Annotated in this window: 14 protein-coding genes; 12 read left to right on the plus strand and 2 right to left on the minus strand. The window is 29.8% G+C overall.

Features of this window, described 5'->3' with window-relative positions; all coding sequences use genetic code 11:
- Positions 1-270 precede the first annotated feature (270 nt).
- The 12 genes from PLW95_01085 to PLW95_01140 all read left to right on the plus strand — a co-directional run bounded on the left by PLW95_01085 (position 271) and on the right by PLW95_01140 (position 12,195).
- Complete coding sequence (locus PLW95_01085) at positions 271-957, plus strand: HEAT repeat domain-containing protein (protein ID HOV21263.1); 687 nt, start codon at positions 271-273, stop codon at positions 955-957.
- A complete protein-coding gene (locus PLW95_01090; GenBank protein HOV21264.1) occupies positions 954-1,628 on the plus strand; it encodes a type II secretion system protein in 675 nt (224 codons plus the stop codon). Before PLW95_01085 ends, PLW95_01090 begins: the two co-directional genes overlap by 4 nt.
- A 33-nt stretch (positions 1,629-1,661) precedes the next feature.
- Positions 1,662-3,338, plus strand: a complete 1,677-nt coding sequence (locus PLW95_01095) for a glutamine--tRNA ligase/YqeY domain fusion protein (protein HOV21265.1) — start codon at positions 1,662-1,664, stop codon at positions 3,336-3,338.
- Between the two features lies 1 nt (position 3,339).
- A complete protein-coding gene (locus PLW95_01100; GenBank protein ID HOV21266.1) occupies positions 3,340-3,783 on the plus strand; it encodes a hypothetical protein in 444 nt (147 codons plus the stop codon).
- Positions 3,780-5,774 carry an N-6 DNA methylase gene (locus tag PLW95_01105; GenBank protein HOV21267.1) on the plus strand — a complete coding sequence of 665 codons (1,995 nt, stop codon included), beginning with the start codon at positions 3,780-3,782 and terminating at the stop codon, positions 5,772-5,774. The genes PLW95_01100 and PLW95_01105 overlap by 4 nt, the downstream gene beginning before the upstream one ends.
- A gap of 1 nt (position 5,775) precedes the next feature.
- Positions 5,776-7,125, plus strand: a complete 1,350-nt coding sequence (locus PLW95_01110; protein ID HOV21268.1) for a restriction endonuclease subunit S — start codon at positions 5,776-5,778, stop codon at positions 7,123-7,125.
- A 118-nt stretch (positions 7,126-7,243) separates the two neighbouring features.
- A complete protein-coding gene (locus PLW95_01115; protein ID HOV21269.1) occupies positions 7,244-7,405 on the plus strand; it encodes a YHS domain-containing protein in 162 nt (53 codons plus the stop codon).
- Entirely contained in the window at positions 7,406-7,966 is a 561-nt protein-coding gene (locus PLW95_01120; GenBank protein ID HOV21270.1) for a 3'-5' exonuclease, read from the plus strand.
- Between the two features lie 260 nt (positions 7,967-8,226).
- On the plus strand, positions 8,227-8,433 hold the full coding sequence (locus PLW95_01125) for a cold-shock protein (GenBank protein HOV21271.1): 207 nt from the start codon (positions 8,227-8,229) through the stop codon (positions 8,431-8,433).
- 80 nt (positions 8,434-8,513) lie between these two features.
- Positions 8,514-10,130, plus strand: coding sequence for a tetratricopeptide repeat protein (locus PLW95_01130; GenBank protein ID HOV21272.1), 1,617 nt, complete (start codon positions 8,514-8,516; stop codon positions 10,128-10,130).
- Entirely contained in the window at positions 10,127-11,551 is a 1,425-nt protein-coding gene (locus PLW95_01135) for a hypothetical protein (protein ID HOV21273.1), read from the plus strand. Before PLW95_01130 ends, PLW95_01135 begins: the two co-directional genes overlap by 4 nt.
- A gap of 8 nt (positions 11,552-11,559) precedes the next feature.
- The gene (locus PLW95_01140) at positions 11,560-12,195 is read left to right on the plus strand and encodes a MotA/TolQ/ExbB proton channel family protein (GenBank protein ID HOV21274.1); all 636 of its coding nucleotides are present in this window, start codon (positions 11,560-11,562) and stop codon (positions 12,193-12,195) included.
- A 160-nt stretch (positions 12,196-12,355) separates the two neighbouring features.
- On the opposite strand, the gene PLW95_01145 is transcribed toward PLW95_01140, so the two are convergent.
- Positions 12,356-14,293: a DUF5107 domain-containing protein gene (locus tag PLW95_01145; protein HOV21275.1), complete on the minus strand. Its 1,938-nt coding sequence runs from the start codon at positions 14,291-14,293 to the stop codon at positions 12,356-12,358.
- Positions 14,294-14,315: 22 nt separating this feature from the next.
- Complete coding sequence (radA, locus tag PLW95_01150; protein HOV21276.1) at positions 14,316-15,665, minus strand: DNA repair protein RadA; 1,350 nt, start codon at positions 15,663-15,665, stop codon at positions 14,316-14,318.
- Positions 15,666-15,777 lie beyond the last annotated feature (112 nt).

Consider the following 15,777-nt stretch of genomic DNA (forward strand, 5'->3'; position numbering starts at 1 on the left):
AATCCCTCGGGCGTAGTCCACAGGCTCGCCCGTTGGGGTATGCCCTGAGGGGATCCGTAAGCCAAAAGCGAGGACCCTACGGGCGAGCCTCTCCCCAGTGGGGAGAGAGCAGGGGTGAGGGGGTATTAATTTTTAGTATACATTTGATGTAAAAACAATATGAATATCTTAGTGTCCAAAAATATGGGGGAATTTAGGATTATACTCCTATTTTATGAAATTCTTTTTGAAGAAGTTGCAATAAATTAAAAATTGTGATACAATAAAAATATGAAAATAAATGAGTTTTATAATGGTCTTGATAAAAGGAAAAAAATAATATTGTGGATTGCTATTGCTTTTGTCTTTTTTTCAATTTTAAGGGTTTCTATATGGAAAGCAAAAAGTACCAATATTCCAACCGAAAAGAAAATTTGCAAGCAAATTTATCTTCCTGATAAAAAGAAAAAAATAGAAGGAATATATGCTATTGGTCAATTTAAAAAAGAAGAGTATTTACCAGAAGTAGAAAAAATTTTTAATAGTACAGATGATGTTGAAATTAAAAGAGTTGCTGCTTGGACAATAGGCAAAATTGATATAGATAAACTAAAAGGTTATTTGGATAGTCAAAATAAAAAAGAAGATAAAATACTGGTTATTGATACACTTTTAAAAATTGATAAAAACAATATTAATTTTCTTATCGAGAGATTTCCAAAAGAAGACAAGGAAACAAAATTATACATAATGGACATTATAGAGAAAGAGGAATATTCTGATAAACTTATGGAAATTGCAGAAAATAAAGATGAAGAAAAAGAAATAAGGATGAAGGCATTAAGTATGTTAGAAAAATTAGGAAATAATGAGCATTTTTCTAAATTATGGAATTTATACTATAATGATACTGACACTGAAATACAGATGGCATCTTATAGGACAATAAAAGAAATTGAAAAAAGAGGTACAAAATGAAAAACCAGAAAGGCGGGTTTACTTTAATTGAATTGCTTGTTGTAATTGCAATTATATCCCTGCTTGCTGGACAACTTCTTCCTTCACTATCTTCTGCAAGAGAGAAAGGAAGGCAAGCAAATTGTATAAATAACTTACATCAAATAGGACTTGCAATTGAAATGTATTATCAGGATTATAATGATTATCCAACATGGTTATCAATTCTGTATAAAAATTATTTAGGAACACCAAAAATTTTCTTATGTCTCACTGATTTATACAAAGGGGAAAAGGGCTGTGGAAATTCCCTTCACCCATCTATAAATGATATTCCTCTTTCACAAATTCCTAACTATACACCTGATGATTTTGATTCAACTGCTTATAGTTATAGGAATCCTAATATAACATTCTGTAGTTATTCATATGAATTTGCACCAACTAAAAGTGAATGGTTTATGGCAGCACATACCTCAGGGGAACAACAAGAGGCAGATATAAATAGTGATGGCGTTGTTACATGGAAAGAAGCAAGAATATGGCAATCAAATCATGGATATGGAGGGCAGGTACCAATTGTAAGATGTTACTGGCATTTTTATAATTATGGTCAAAAGGTAATAAATCTTGCTTTCCGCGATTACAATGTATATTCAAGTGGGGAGGAGTGGGAAACATCTTCTTATTAGTCCTTTTGCAAAATAATACAGGAAAAATATAAAGTGGAAAAAAAAGGTGTTGATTTTATAAGAGAGATAATTTTAAAAGATATAGAAGAAGGAAGATATAGTAAAAAAGTTCATACGCGATTTCCTCCAGAACCAAATGGATACCTTCATATAGGACATGCAAAAGCACTTCATATAAACTATACAATTGCAAAGGAATTTGGAGGAAAATTTAATTTAAGGATGGATGATACTGACCCAGAAAAAGAAACAAAAGAATATGTTGATGCAATTATAGACAATGTAAAGTACTTAGGGTATGACTGGGGAGAGAAAGTATATTATGCTTCTGATTATTTTGATAAATTCTATGAATACGCAATCCAACTAATAGAAAAAGGGAAAGCATATGTTTGTGACCTACCACCTGAAAAATTCAAAGAATATCGGGGAACTTTAACTCAACCAGGTAAAGAAAGTCCTTATAGAGATAGAACCATTGAAGAAAATAAAGTTTTATTTGAGAAAATGAGAAATGGAGAATTCCATGAAGGAAAGCGTATATTGAGAGCAAAAATTGATATGAAAAACCCAAATATACTTATGAGAGACCCTGTTATATACAGAATTAAAAAAACACCTCATTACAGGCAGGGAAATAAATGGTGTATATATCCAACATATGATTTTGCTCATTGTTTGGAGGACTCAATAGAAGGTATAACTCATTCATTATGCACAATAGAATTTGAAATTCATCGTCCCTTATATGATTGGTTTTTGGAACAACTTTCAATACATCATCCTAAACAGATTGAATTCGCCCCTTTAAATTTAACATATACTATTTTAAGTAAAAGGAAATTAACTGAACTTGTTGAAAAAAAATATGTAAATGGATGGGATGACCCAAGAATGCCAACTATTTCCGGAATGAGAAGAAGAGGATATACTCCTTTAAGTATAAAAAATTTTTGTAATGAAATAGGAATATCAAAAACAGAATCATTAGTTAATATTGAACTTCTTCATTATTTTGTGAGACAACACTTAAATAAAATATGCCCAAGGGTTATGGTTGTTTTAAATCCAATAAAAATTGTAATTACTAATTTTCCAGAAGGGAAAGTTGAATATCTTGATGCAATAAATAATCCAGAGGACGAAAATTCCGGGATAAGGAAAGTCCCTTTTACAAGAGAAATTTTCATAGAAAAAGATGATTTTATGGAAGTACCTGCACAAAAATTCTATCGTCTTTCCCCTGGTAGAGAGGTTAGATTAAGATATGCATATTTTATAAAATGTGAAAAAATTATAAAAAACGAAAGAGGGGAAATAAAGGAAATACATTGTACTTACGACCCAGATACAAAAGGGGGAAATGCTCCTGATGGAAGAAAAGTTAAAGCAACTTTACATTGGGTTTCATCTTCAATAAATACCTCTGTTGAAGTTCGCCTTTATGACCATTTATTTACAAAAGAAAATATGAATGAAATAGAAGAAGGGAAAACATTTCTTGATTATTTTAACAATAATTCATTAAAAATTTTGAGAAATTGCCCTGCTGAAATAAATTTAAAAGATGTAAAAGAAGGAGAGAAATACCAATTTGAAAGAGTTGGTTATTTTTGTGTTGACCCTGATACTGAAAAAGGTAATAATGTGTTTAATCTTACAGTAAAACTTAAAGACGAATGGGAGAAAATTAAAAAAGGGGGTAATTAATATGGAAATTAAATTTACAAAAGAACAGTATGAAAATTTAGTAAAATTAGTATATTTAGGTAATTGGATGATTAATGCAATTCGTCAGGGTTCTAACATCATTGAGAAGTTTGAGGACCTAGAGCAGTATATCTTTTCATTTTATAATGAATTTGGCCTTGAAGGTTGTATTGAATATGATGAAGAAGATAAAAGGTTTTACCCAACAGGAAAATTTGAAATGGAATCCGAAATAGAAGAATATAGACAGGAATATGATAATGAGAATTTCTGGGATGAATTAATAAGCAGATTGGCAAGAAGAGATTTTATTAGAAAGTATGGGGAAGATGCTATAAATAAAATGACTTTAGAAGAAATAATGGAAAAAGAAAGTCATTTTATTGAAAAATATGAAGAAGAATTTGAAAAATATGGAATTGAAAGATTAGAGATAAAAAAATGAGTGAAGATATTTATAAACAGCAGGAAGAACAATTAAAGACAAAAGATATTTTTGATTCTGTTTTTAAAAATACTGATACAAAATACAGTTTACAGGAATTTTCTCAAAAAATTTTAGGTAGAATTACTACTTTTGAAAAAGAACCTGGCAGGTATTATATTCGCTGCTTAAAAAGAGATAAAGACATTTTCATTTATGATAAAAATAAAAATTTTGGCAAGCCAGAAGAAATTATTCGTCAACTCTGGTTAATAAAATTAACACAGGATTATGGATACCCATTAGATAGAATAGAAGTAGAAAAATCAGTACAATTTGGGCGGGAAGTTAAAACAAAAGCAGCAGATATTGTTATTTACAAAGAGGATAAAATTACACCATATATAATTTTTGAAATAAAAGAACCAAATGTTAAAAAGGCAGAAGAACAGTTAAAATCTTACTTAAGTGCAGAAGGGGCAGAAGCAGGAGTATGGTCTAATGGTATCCAGAAATTTATTCTTTATCGTCCCTATCCGAAGGAATACATAACAACCTTTAGAGATATACCAAATGTTAATCAAACATGGGATGACCTTTTTGAAGAAAAAAGGACTTATGAGAAATTGCAGGAAAAATTTGATTTAACATTTATAATTTCACGACTTGAAGAAATGGTTTTAGCCCAAGCAGGTGTAAATGTTTTTGAAGAAGTTTTTAAACTAATATATGCAAAACTTTATGATGAGGACCAGGCAAAGAATTTCAGGAAAGAAAAAGAAATCCATTTCAAACAATATAAAGAGCCAAAAAAAACATATGCCATAATTAATGATGAACTTTTTAAAGGAGCAATTAAAGAATGGCCCGATATTTTTAATCCAATAGAAAAAATCAATCTTACTCCTGAACAATTACAAATCTGTGTTCCGTTTTTAGAAGAAATTAAACTTTTTGGTTCAGGCAGAGAAGAATTGGAAATAATTGACCGTGCTTTTGAACACTTAATTGCTGATGTCTCCAAAGGACAAAAAGGACAATATTTTACTCCAAGAAATGTAATTAAAATGTGTGTAAAAATGCTTAATCCAAAAGAAAATGAGTATATTATTGACCCTGCCTGTGGTTCTGGTGGTTTTTTACTTCATACAATGTATTGGGTGTGGGATAACTATTTAAGAGATACATCTTTAGAAGTAAAAAGAAGATATGCCAATCGTTATTTATTTGGTATTGACTTTGATGATAATATGCGTCGTATTTCCCAGGCGTTGATGCTAATTGCGGGGGATGGGAGACATAATATTTTCAAACGAAATTCATTAGATAGTAGAGATTGGATTGGTGAACAAGCAGAAGAAGCAAGAGCAAGTTTAAAACCATTATTATCTAAACAGAATGAAGAAAATTTAAAAACATATCGTTATCTCAACTTTGATTTATTAATGACTAATCCACCTTTTGCTGGTGAGATTACTGATTCTGGATTATTACGACAATATGAATTTGCTAAAAAAAATGGGAAACTAAAACAGAAAGTAGAAAGGCATCTTCTTTTTATTGAGCGTTCTTTAGACGCTCTTCGTCCAGGTGGGAGAATGGCTATTGTATTACCTCAGGGTATCTTTAACAATACCAATATGGAATGGGTACGAGAATGGTTTTTTGAAAAAGCAAGAATTTTAGCAATAGTAGGGCTTGAAGGCAATACATTTAAACTTCCATCTCCTGCAAAAGGCACAGGCACTAAAACATCAGTATTGTTTTTGCAGAAATGGGAAAAAGAGCAAAGACCATTAGAGGATTATCATATTTTTATGGCTGTTTCTAAAAAGTCAGGAAAGGATAATTCAGGAGAATATATTTTTGTAAATGAAAAAGGACAAAGAGTATCCTCTAAAAATGGTTTTTTTAAGTCACAGGAGAATTTAAAATTGGATGATGATTTAGATGAAATTGCTGAAGAATTCATAAAATTTGCAAAAAAAGAAAAATTTGAATGGTGGATATAAAATGGCTGTCTACTCAATAATTAAAAAATCTCAACTTGAAGGAACGCATAGATTAGATGCTGAGTATTATCAACCAGAGTATTTAGAGATAAATCGAAAAATTAGCCATTTTAATAATTTCTTCTTAGGTGATCTAATCCATTCTTTTGCTTCTGGGAAAAATTTGCCTCAAGCTGATAATGGTAAAATATTTTTTTTAAGAACTCAAAATATAGGCCGAGTTTTAATTAATAAAGAAGGTATGAATTTTCTCGCTCCAAACATTGAAAAATATCCCGTTCTTAATGAAGGAGACATCTTAGCAGTGAGGGTTGGGGAGGGTGTAGGTAATACTTCAATAGTTACTCCTAAATTTGCAAAGCATAGTTATAGTGATAACGTAATTAGATTTCGCATTGAGAAATTAGATCCCTATTTCATTATAATTTTTCTTAATTCCAGAATCGGTTTTAATTATTTAGAACGAGTAAGCAAAGGTAGTGCGCGTTCCCTAATAAGCTCTGAAAACATTTATAGTATTAGAGTTCCTGACTTAGGGCAAAAAGTGTCTAATTTTTGCAAGAAAGCGATATTAGAAGGGGCGAAAGAAGTTGAACAATCCGAATCCCTTTACTTACAGGCAGAAGATTTACTTTTAGAAGAATTGGACCTAAAAAATTTTCAACCAGAAGATGATTTATCTTATATCGTCAATCTTTCTGATGTAAAAAAAGTCCATCGTGCTGATGCTGAGTATTTTCAACCAAAGTATGAAAAGTTAGTTCAGAAAATTAAAGAGAATAAAATAGAACATTTAGGTAATTTGGTAGTTATGAAAAAAGGAATTGAACCGGGAAGTAATGAATATCAAAATGAAGGCAAACTTTTCATTCGTGTAAGTAATATGTCAAAGTATGAAATTACTGATAAAGGACAAAAATATTTAAGTAATGAATTATACCAAAAACTTAAAGATAATTTTGAGCCAAAAATTGGAGAGATTTTGTTGACTAAAGATGCAACACCTGGAATAGCATATGTTATGAAAGAACCAATTGAAGGAATTATATCAAGTGGAATTTTACGACTGGAATTAAAAGAAAAAGATATTGAAGAAGAATATCTTGCATTATGTCTTAATTCTATTATTGGGCAGATGCAGGCAGAACGAGATGGAGGTGGTTCTATTATTACTCATTGGAAACCAGAGCAAATAAAAAATTTACAAATTCCGATATTACCTAAAAGCACTCAGCAAAAAATAACCGATTTAGTTAGAAAATCACACCAGGCAAGAAAACAGGCAAAACAATTATTAGAACAGGCAAAACAAAAGGTAGAAGAATTAATTGAGAATTCACAAAATTTTTGACTTATTCAGAGATTCTTGTTTTGATATAGAAAGGAAAATTGCTTTTTGAAGGAATATATTATAATATTTGCTATAAATAAAATTTGAGGTATAATTAAAAAAGTTAGGAGCAAAAAAAATGACAAAGAAAAAATATAAAGACCCTGTTTGTAGAAAATATCTTGCGAAAGAAACGAAGAATATTGTTGAGAAAGATGGAAAAGTTTATTATTTTTGTTCACCTCATTGTAAAGAAAAATTTGAAAAGGACTCTGAAAAGTACTTAAAATTGGTTGGTTAAATGGAAAAAGTAATTCCGCCTTTAATAGCACTTGATGTTGAAACAACTGGACTAAAACCAGATGAAGGTGATAGAATAGTTGAAATTGCCTTGATTAAGTTTGATGAAAAAGGTAAAATTATTGATAAATTCATTTCTCTTATAAATCCTGAAAGAGAAATACCATTAGAAGTTACAAAGTTTATCAATAGAATAGATAAAAATATGGTTGAAAAAGCACCAAAATTTAAAGAAGTTGCAAAAGAGATTAAAAATTTTATAGATGGTGGAATAGTTGTTATTCACAATGCTGATTTTGATATTTCATTTCTAAAAAAAGAATTTCAATTATGCGAAGAAGAATTACCTGAATTCGGAGTTATTGATACTCTTTATATCGCAAGAAAATATTTTAATTTTCCAAGTAATTCTCTTTCTTCACTTGCCAAAAATTTAAAAATTGAAAAAGAACCTCATAGAGCAGAAAGTGATGCAATAACTGCTTATGAAATTTTTAATCACTTTGTTAAAAAAATTGATGTTGAAATAGATGACCTTATTTGTTCTTTTGGGGAAATATAAAAATAAATTAAATTTGTCTTGACATAACTGAAAATTTATGAATAATTATAAGATAGAGGAGAAAGGATGAGGAAGTTGATTTTTGTTTTAGTATTTGTGGGAATAGTTGGGTTATTTTCTGGTTGTACTCTCAGCTTGGATTTCCATCCTGAAGGTAAAAATTCAGAAACAACAAAGTAAATTAAATAAACTTAATTATTACCCCCAAAATCCATTTCAAAGAAATTGGAATTATTGGGGAAAGAAAGGAGGGAAGTAAAGTGGCAAGAGAAAAAGGAAAAGTGAAGTGGTTCAATAATTCCAAAGGTTATGGTTTTATTGAACGAGAAAATGGCGAAGATGTTTTTGTCCATTATTCCGCCATTGAAGGAGACGGTTATCGCACTCTCAATGAAGGTGATAGTGTTGAGTTTGATATCGTCAAGACAGACAAAGGTTTTCAAGCAGCACATGTGAAAAAAGCATAAAAAAGAAAAAGATATGGTTGCCGGGTAAAACACCCGGCAACTATCTAATTCTCATAAACATTAGATGAAAGTTGCTGTGAATGAAAAAGTGGATTATTTTATTTTTGTCTGCTGGTATTTTATATGGAGAAGTTGATTATTTGAATATGGGGCTTGTTGCTCACCAAAAAGGACTTTATAATCTTTCCAATACACAACTTGAAAAATATATTCAACAAAATCCAGATGGTCAATATCTTGATTATGCATACCTTCTTTATGCAAAAAATTTAATAAACCTCGGAAAATTTGAAGAAAGCAAGGAAAAATTAACCTTTTTAATTGAAAATTTTCCCCAATCACAATATCTAAAAGATGCTTATACATACACAATTCTTGTTTGTCTTGAACTTTCTGAATTAAACACATCATTAGAATTTTATAATGTATATATTAAAAAATGGGGAGAAAATAAAGAAATTGAAAATCAAGTGTGTGGTAAACTTATACAAAGAGGAATAGATTCTTTCCAAAAAGGAAACTATAAAAAAGCCATAAAGTGTTTTAATGAAGTTCTGACAATTTCTAATGATACATCTTTTTTAGATATTGCTAACTATTATACTGCTTTAATATATTATCAGAAAAATGATTTTTCAAAAGCTAAAGAATTATTTTTGAAAATTAAAGGAGAAAATAGCAAGATATTGCCTGATGTTTATCTTAAAATTGGTGACTGTTATCTTAATTTGAAGGACTATAATGAGGCAAAAAGATATTACGAAAAAGTAGTAAGCACCTATCCTGAAACAGAAACAGCAAATTGGGCGATGTATCAAATTGCAGTAATTAAAAAGAAAGAAGGAAAATTAAATGAAGGTGAATTAATATTAAATAGAATAAAAACAAATGATAATGACTTAAAATTACAGATATTACAAACACTTTCTGAAATTTATATATTAGAAGAAAAATGGACTGATGCTGAAAAAACAATTCTTGAAATTTTTCAGCAATTCCCTTCTGAAAAAAATCCTGCCAATTATATAAAACTTGCCTTTATAAATTTCAATATGAAAAATATGGAAAATTCTATTTCATACTTCAATTCAGCACTTAATTTGAACCCTTCTGATGAATTAAAAGAAAAGATATATTTTGGACTTGGCTATACATACTATTTAAACGGAGATATAGAAAAGTCCTTTTCTTTCTGGGAAAAGATAGAAAAACAATTTCCTGAAAGTAGTTTTTTACCAGAGATATATTATATAAAAGGGAAAAAATATTTTGATATGAAAGAATTTACAAAAAGTGAAAAATATCTTAAAAATTTAGTTGAAAATTACAAAGAAAGTTCTTTTATAACTCAGGCAATTCCCCTTCTTATTCAAATATACATAGAAGAAGGGAATTATAAAAAAGCAGAAGAAATATGTCAGGAAGTTAAAAATAAAAATGAAGAGATTAACTTTCTTTATGGGAAAACTCTATATCTAACAAAAGAATACGAAAAAGCAAAGTATATATTTGAAACAACAGATATAAAAAATCCTCAATTTAAAGTTGAATCCCTGTACTATCTTGCTCAAATTTATCTTTATGAAGGGAAAGAAGAAAAAGGTAAAGAAAAATTGCTTGAAATAGTTACTTATTATCCTCAATTTAAAGAATTTTATGAAAAAGCAGAGAAACAATTAAAAAAATATGAAAAATGAAAAAATTTTTTCTATTTATATTTTTATCATCTTTTCTTTTTGCAGAAGAAATAAAATTACCAGAAGAAAAAATAGTTGGTGAAAGTAAGGAAATAATAAAAACAAAAATTTTTATCTTTTCACCACAAACCGAGGAAATAACTTTCCCAGAAATAGAAATGCCAGAAATAAAAATACCAGAAAAAGAAGTTAAAAAAGAAAAAAAAGAAGAAAAAAAAGAAGAAATAATAAATAAAAATAAAGAAAATAGTATTTTTATATCAGGTGGGAGTTTTTATACAACTGACTTTAATTTTTCTCATAAGGGAAACAACATTTCTTTTGAAATATATAACAACTATACTGAGGGATTTAGAGAAAATGATGAGGAATACTCTTCTGGAATAAACTTTTATAAAAAGGAGGAGAAATATTTAGTTGATATTAATTTGAAAGGTGGAAAGAAAGAATTAACAGGACCTTTATTTTTCCCTTTCAATATAGATAGAAACTGGTTAAATCTTCAAAGTGGTTTAACTTTCTATCCTGGTGAAAAAACATCCATATCAATTTTTCAAAATTATTATAAAATTGATGATTTAAAGACATGTTTTTCATTTTTAGAAATTAAAAATGATTTTGATTATTTTTCTTCAATTTTTTCTTTTAATAGACAGGACTTTTTTCATAATTTTTCTCAAAATTCTTTTTCAGAAGGTGTATATTCTGACATAGGAAATACAAAAATAGGAGGGAAAATAAAAGTTATTGAAAATTCAGGGGTAAGATTTGTTCCATATTTTAAATCCCCTTTAATTGGTGGTCTGAATTTTGAAATTAATGGAATATATAGAATACCAGATTTATGGGAAGATGTAATTAACCATACCTGGGCAGAGATAAAACAAGAGGAATTAGAACCAGAAGAAGGATATTGGGTTGATTTAGGTTATGAAAATGAAAACGATAGATGGCAATTAAAGACAGGTGGAAAATATACAGTTTGGAGAAATTTTTATACATGGTCTGATGTTGATAATAATTTCCTATTTCAACCTTTTCCAGAAAAGTTTAATCAATTTACTTTATATTTGAACCATTCATTTAGTTTAACAGATAATATAAAGTATTTTTTAGAATGTGAAAAAGCAATTCGTTCAAAAGATATAAATTATTTTCCAGAAAATTCAGTTAATTCAGGAGTTATTTTAACCTATTTACCATTTATTCTGAAATTATGGACTCAATACAATGGAAAAAGAGTTTCAGATGGTGAACAATTAGACAATTTTGTTGTTTTAAATTGTGATATAAAATATAAAAAAGGAAATTACCAATTTGGAGTGAAGGTTGAAAACATTACAGATAAAAAATTTTTTGATGTAAGAGGATATCCAGGTGAGAGAAGAAAAACATTATTCTATTTTGAATATTATTTTTAGGAGGAAAAATGAGTTTGTGGGAACTATTACTTAAAGGTGGAGTTATAATAATTCCGATTGTTTTTTGTGGTGTTTTAACAATAGGTATAATTATTGAGCGACTGATATCTCTTAAAAATGCAGAAATTGATAATGAAAAATTTATAAGTGAAATTGAAAACACTTTAAGAAGAAGAAAAATAAAAGAAGCAATAGACCTATGTGAAAAAAATGATAACCCAGTTCCAAGAATTATTAAAGCAGGACTTTTAAAAATTGATAGAAGTAGAGAAGAAGTTAAAGAAAGTATAGAAGATGCAGCAAATCATGAAATACCAAATCTTGAAAAATATTTAGGAATACTTGCAACAATTGCAACTGTTTCACCTCTTTTAGGACTGCTTGGGACTGTTACAGGTATGGTAAAGGCATTTATGGTAATTGAAGCAAAAGGAGGGCTTGTTCATCCAGGTGAACTTGCAGGAGGAATATGGGAAGCACTTCTTACAACAGTTGTAGGGCTTGTTGTAGCAATACCTGCATATCTTGCTTATAATTATTTTGTTTCAAGAGTGAACAATATCGTCCTTGATATGGAAAAAAGCGCAACACGCCTTATTGATATAATTTTTCTTATAAAAGAAGAAGATATTGCAAACAGGTAAAAATATAGGTAAATAATACCTCAGTGAAACCCTTTATGCATAGACACAAAGAAAACAATAAAAGCCCATCTTTTTTCTTGTAATACTAAAGAAGAAAATGATTATTTTTTGAAGGTAATATATTAAATACTTTAAATGCAACTTAAGAGAAACCCTTTATTTATGTGAATTGACGAAAATCTAACCATGCTGGTGGTGAAAATTTTTCTCGTACCATCTTTTTAAGATTCTCATCAATAGGGATATTTTCTGTTTTTGCAATACGCCTTTCGTGCATTTCAAACCATATATCAGTAAGAATTTGTTCTCCTTCCCGTATATCCGGAATTGAAGGTCTGCTTTTGAGAATTTCCTCAACTCGTTCCAAATTATTTTGTTTCAGAGCAACCTGTGCTTCTATAATTTTTATTCTTCCATAATTGCGTATCTCAGAAGATAAATTATTTATAATTTTCAGTATCCCTTCGTATTTCTCCAGTTTAATTAAAACATTACAACACTCTACAATTAAATCAACTACATCCGGTGCCATTTCAACTGCTTTTATTAACAAATCACCTGCTTCCTCAATATGGTTATTTTTTCTCGCTAATATTCCTAAATTACGATATACCAAGGCAGATGGTTCTCGTTCCAATGATTTTTCCCACGAGTTTTTTGCTTTTTCAAAATTCCCCTGGCTATAATACATAATTCCAAGATGTAACCATGACAACCAGTGGTCATTTTGGGGATGTTTAACTGCTTTTTCAAGAATATCTTGCCATTGTTTTTGAATCATCCATCCGTAAATTTTCTCTTTTGGAGAGACATAAGGGACTAAACCGCTTATCAACAATTCAAGATACATTTCCTGTTCTTTTTTCAAACTAACATCATCAAATATCAATGCTTTTGAACAAAAAGATGGTTCATTATATTTTTCTCTTCTTATTCGCTCTAAAGTACCCCAACCAGAACCTCTCTGTATAATCTCATCAGGAGTTTTGTTTGCCATTTTTGTTGTCTCTTTAAGTATTAAGTCCAATTTATTTTCTGGCATTAAACTTTTAATTTTTTTATCTACTGAATTATATGCCTCTTTCCAATTTTTGCCATGGACTACTTCTGGAGTACATTCCATAAGACCGTATGCTTCTAACCATGCCCATTCAGCACCAGCAGGCATCTGTATATATTCCGATTGAGTTTGAGTCAAACCTGCCTGAATTTCAATATAAGCTGACCCAGGAACAGATAAAAATTCCTGCCAGGACCTTCCACCTTTATGCATCCCCCATACAAAAAGTTTTCTTCCATAAAGTCTTTTAGTAGATGTTTGTATAAGTCCTTTTCCCTCTTTGTCAAGAGAAGTTATCCATGGTTGTGACTCTGGTTTGATATAGTAAAAGCTATCTGCTGAGTGGTTGAAATTAACTGGGTAAGATAAATCAATACCATCAATAGCCCCATCAGGAGACATAGAAACAATACTTTTATTTCCTTTATAATCCCTTTTAAGAATTGACTCAGCAGGAACAATTACGCGTGTATCAGGGGTTTCAGGAACTGCTATATTAGACCACCAATACATAGGAACTTCATTTTCATTTGGATTAACTATTTTCACCCGCACAAATAGGAAATCCGAACCATCTGGTAGAAAAGCATCTATTTGAAAAGGAACCATTCTTACTCGTTCCCATTCATACATCCTTAAAACAGGAGTTCCATCATCCATTTTTAATTTACTTACATAAAGAGGTGAACAGGTAAAAACAGAATGTCCATGGAGACCTATGTTCCACTCCACACCACCACTGAACCACGCATTTCTTATGGCTAAATTACATGGCTGAAAAACAGGATTTGTATAAAGTAGTTCTCTCTTTGCTTTTTTATGAAATAGAGACCAGAGTCTACCACCAAACTCTATTAAAAAGGTCGCTTTAAGTATATCGTTTTCAAGAACTACTGTTTTAAACTCAGTTATTTTCTTTTCTCTATTATAATTGTTTTGAAGAGTATAGGGTAGACATATATCTAATGGCGGTAATGGACTATCTGGACCAAGTTTTGCAGCAGGCATAATGTAATTTTCTAATCTTAACTCACTCATTTTTTAACTCCATAATAGATTTTTAAATTGAAAAAGAAAAATCTAAACATTCTTTCAGCCATTTTACACCTATCAAATTCATATTTTTTATTTCTTTTACTTCTTTAATGTTGCTTTCAGGAATAATTGCCCTTTCAAATCTAAGACGGGAGCATTCTTTTATTCTTGATATTATCTGCCCAACAGGTCTTATTTCACCAGTCAAAGCAATTTCACCTATAAAAATAGTATTTTCAGCAGGAGATACATCTTTGAAAGAAGAAATAGCCGAAATTGCAACTGCAAGGTCTGAACCTGTTTCTGTAATTTTGAAACCACCACCTACATTCATAAAAACATCATAAGTTGAAAAATTAAAGTTAAGTTTTTTTTCAAGAACTGCAAGAACAAGAGAAATTCTATTATAATCAAGTCCTGTTACTGCTCTTTTGGGAATTCCATAATAAGTTGGAGTGATAAGTGATTGAATCTCTACAATAATTGTTCTTTTCCCTTCCTGAGATGGGAAAAAAACAGCACCTGGAAGTGTTTTTCTGTCCTGGGATAAAAAAATTGTTGATGCATCAGGTATTTCCTCCAATCCATCTTCTTCCATTGAAAATACACCAATTTCATCAGTTGGACCAAATCTATTTTTTATTGCTCTTAAAATTCTTAAATTTGTTTTTGTCTCGCCCTCAAAATACAAAACAGTATCAACCATATGTTCAAGTAATTTTGGTCCTGCAATTATCCCTTCTTTTGTAATATGTCCTATTATAAATGTTGATATATTTTTTCTTTTTGTGTAATTGAAAAGAAAATTTGCATTTTCTTTAACCTGAGTTACAGAACCAGGAGTTGTTGGAATATCAGGGTTGTAAAGTGTCTGAATAGAATCAATTACTAAAAAATCTGGTTTCATTTTTTCAAGAGCATTTTTAACAGAATTTATATCATTTGAAGAAAGAATATATAAATTGTCAAAATTTATTTTTATTCTCTCACATCTTAATTTTATTTGATTTTCTGATTCTTCTCCACTTACATAAAGAACCTTCATATTTGAATTTGAGATTATTCCTGAAATTGTAAGAAGTAAAGTTGATTTTCCAACTCCTGGATTACCTGCAATTAAAATAAAACTTCCTGGAACAACACCTCCGCCTAATACCCTATCAAATTCCTCTATTTTTGTTTTTATTCTTGGTTGTTGCTCAATTTTAATTTCTGTTATCTTTTTTGGTTGTATTATTCCTTCCTGTTGTATTTTTGTTTTTATATTGACTTCCTGAATAAAAGTATTCCAATTGCCACAGTCAGGACATCTTCCAAGCCATCTAATTGATTGGTACCCACATTCAGAACAAACATACATTGTCTTTTCTTTCATTTATCACCTATTAGTATTTAAGACACAAAGAGTATATTGCTGTGTCCACTAAACTTTTTGGTGGATATAAAATAAAATTCCCCATACCTCGTTGTGCTATCTGGGAGACGAT

It is taken from the genome of bacterium (assembly GCA_035370465.1).
Lineage (GTDB): Bacteria > Ratteibacteria > UBA8468 > B48-G9 > JAFGKM01 > JAGGVW01.

What these genes read in the sequence shown, in the direction of transcription:
- PLW95_01085 (HOV21263.1), top strand. Translation starts at nt 271, where the DNA reads ATGAAAATAAATGAGTTTTATAATGGTCTTGATAAAAGGAAAAAAATA.
- PLW95_01090 (HOV21264.1), top strand. Translation starts at nt 954, where the DNA reads ATGAAAAACCAGAAAGGCGGGTTTACTTTAATTGAATTGCTTGTTGTA.
- PLW95_01100 (HOV21266.1), top strand. Translation starts at nt 3,340, where the DNA reads ATGGAAATTAAATTTACAAAAGAACAGTATGAAAATTTAGTAAAATTA.
- PLW95_01105 (HOV21267.1), top strand. Translation starts at nt 3,780, where the DNA reads ATGAGTGAAGATATTTATAAACAGCAGGAAGAACAATTAAAGACAAAA.
- PLW95_01110 (HOV21268.1), top strand. Translation starts at nt 5,776, where the DNA reads ATGGCTGTCTACTCAATAATTAAAAAATCTCAACTTGAAGGAACGCAT.
- PLW95_01115 (HOV21269.1), top strand. Translation starts at nt 7,244, where the DNA reads ATGACAAAGAAAAAATATAAAGACCCTGTTTGTAGAAAATATCTTGCG.
- PLW95_01120 (HOV21270.1), top strand. Translation starts at nt 7,406, where the DNA reads ATGGAAAAAGTAATTCCGCCTTTAATAGCACTTGATGTTGAAACAACT.
- PLW95_01130 (HOV21272.1), top strand. Translation starts at nt 8,514, where the DNA reads ATGAAAAAGTGGATTATTTTATTTTTGTCTGCTGGTATTTTATATGGA.
- PLW95_01135 (HOV21273.1), top strand. Translation starts at nt 10,127, where the DNA reads ATGAAAAAATTTTTTCTATTTATATTTTTATCATCTTTTCTTTTTGCA.
- PLW95_01140 (HOV21274.1), top strand. Translation starts at nt 11,560, where the DNA reads ATGAGTTTGTGGGAACTATTACTTAAAGGTGGAGTTATAATAATTCCG.
- PLW95_01145 (HOV21275.1), bottom strand. Translation starts at nt 14,293, where the DNA reads ATGAGTGAGTTAAGATTAGAAAATTACATTATGCCTGCTGCAAAACTT.
- radA (HOV21276.1), bottom strand. Translation starts at nt 15,665, where the DNA reads ATGAAAGAAAAGACAATGTATGTTTGTTCTGAATGTGGGTACCAATCA.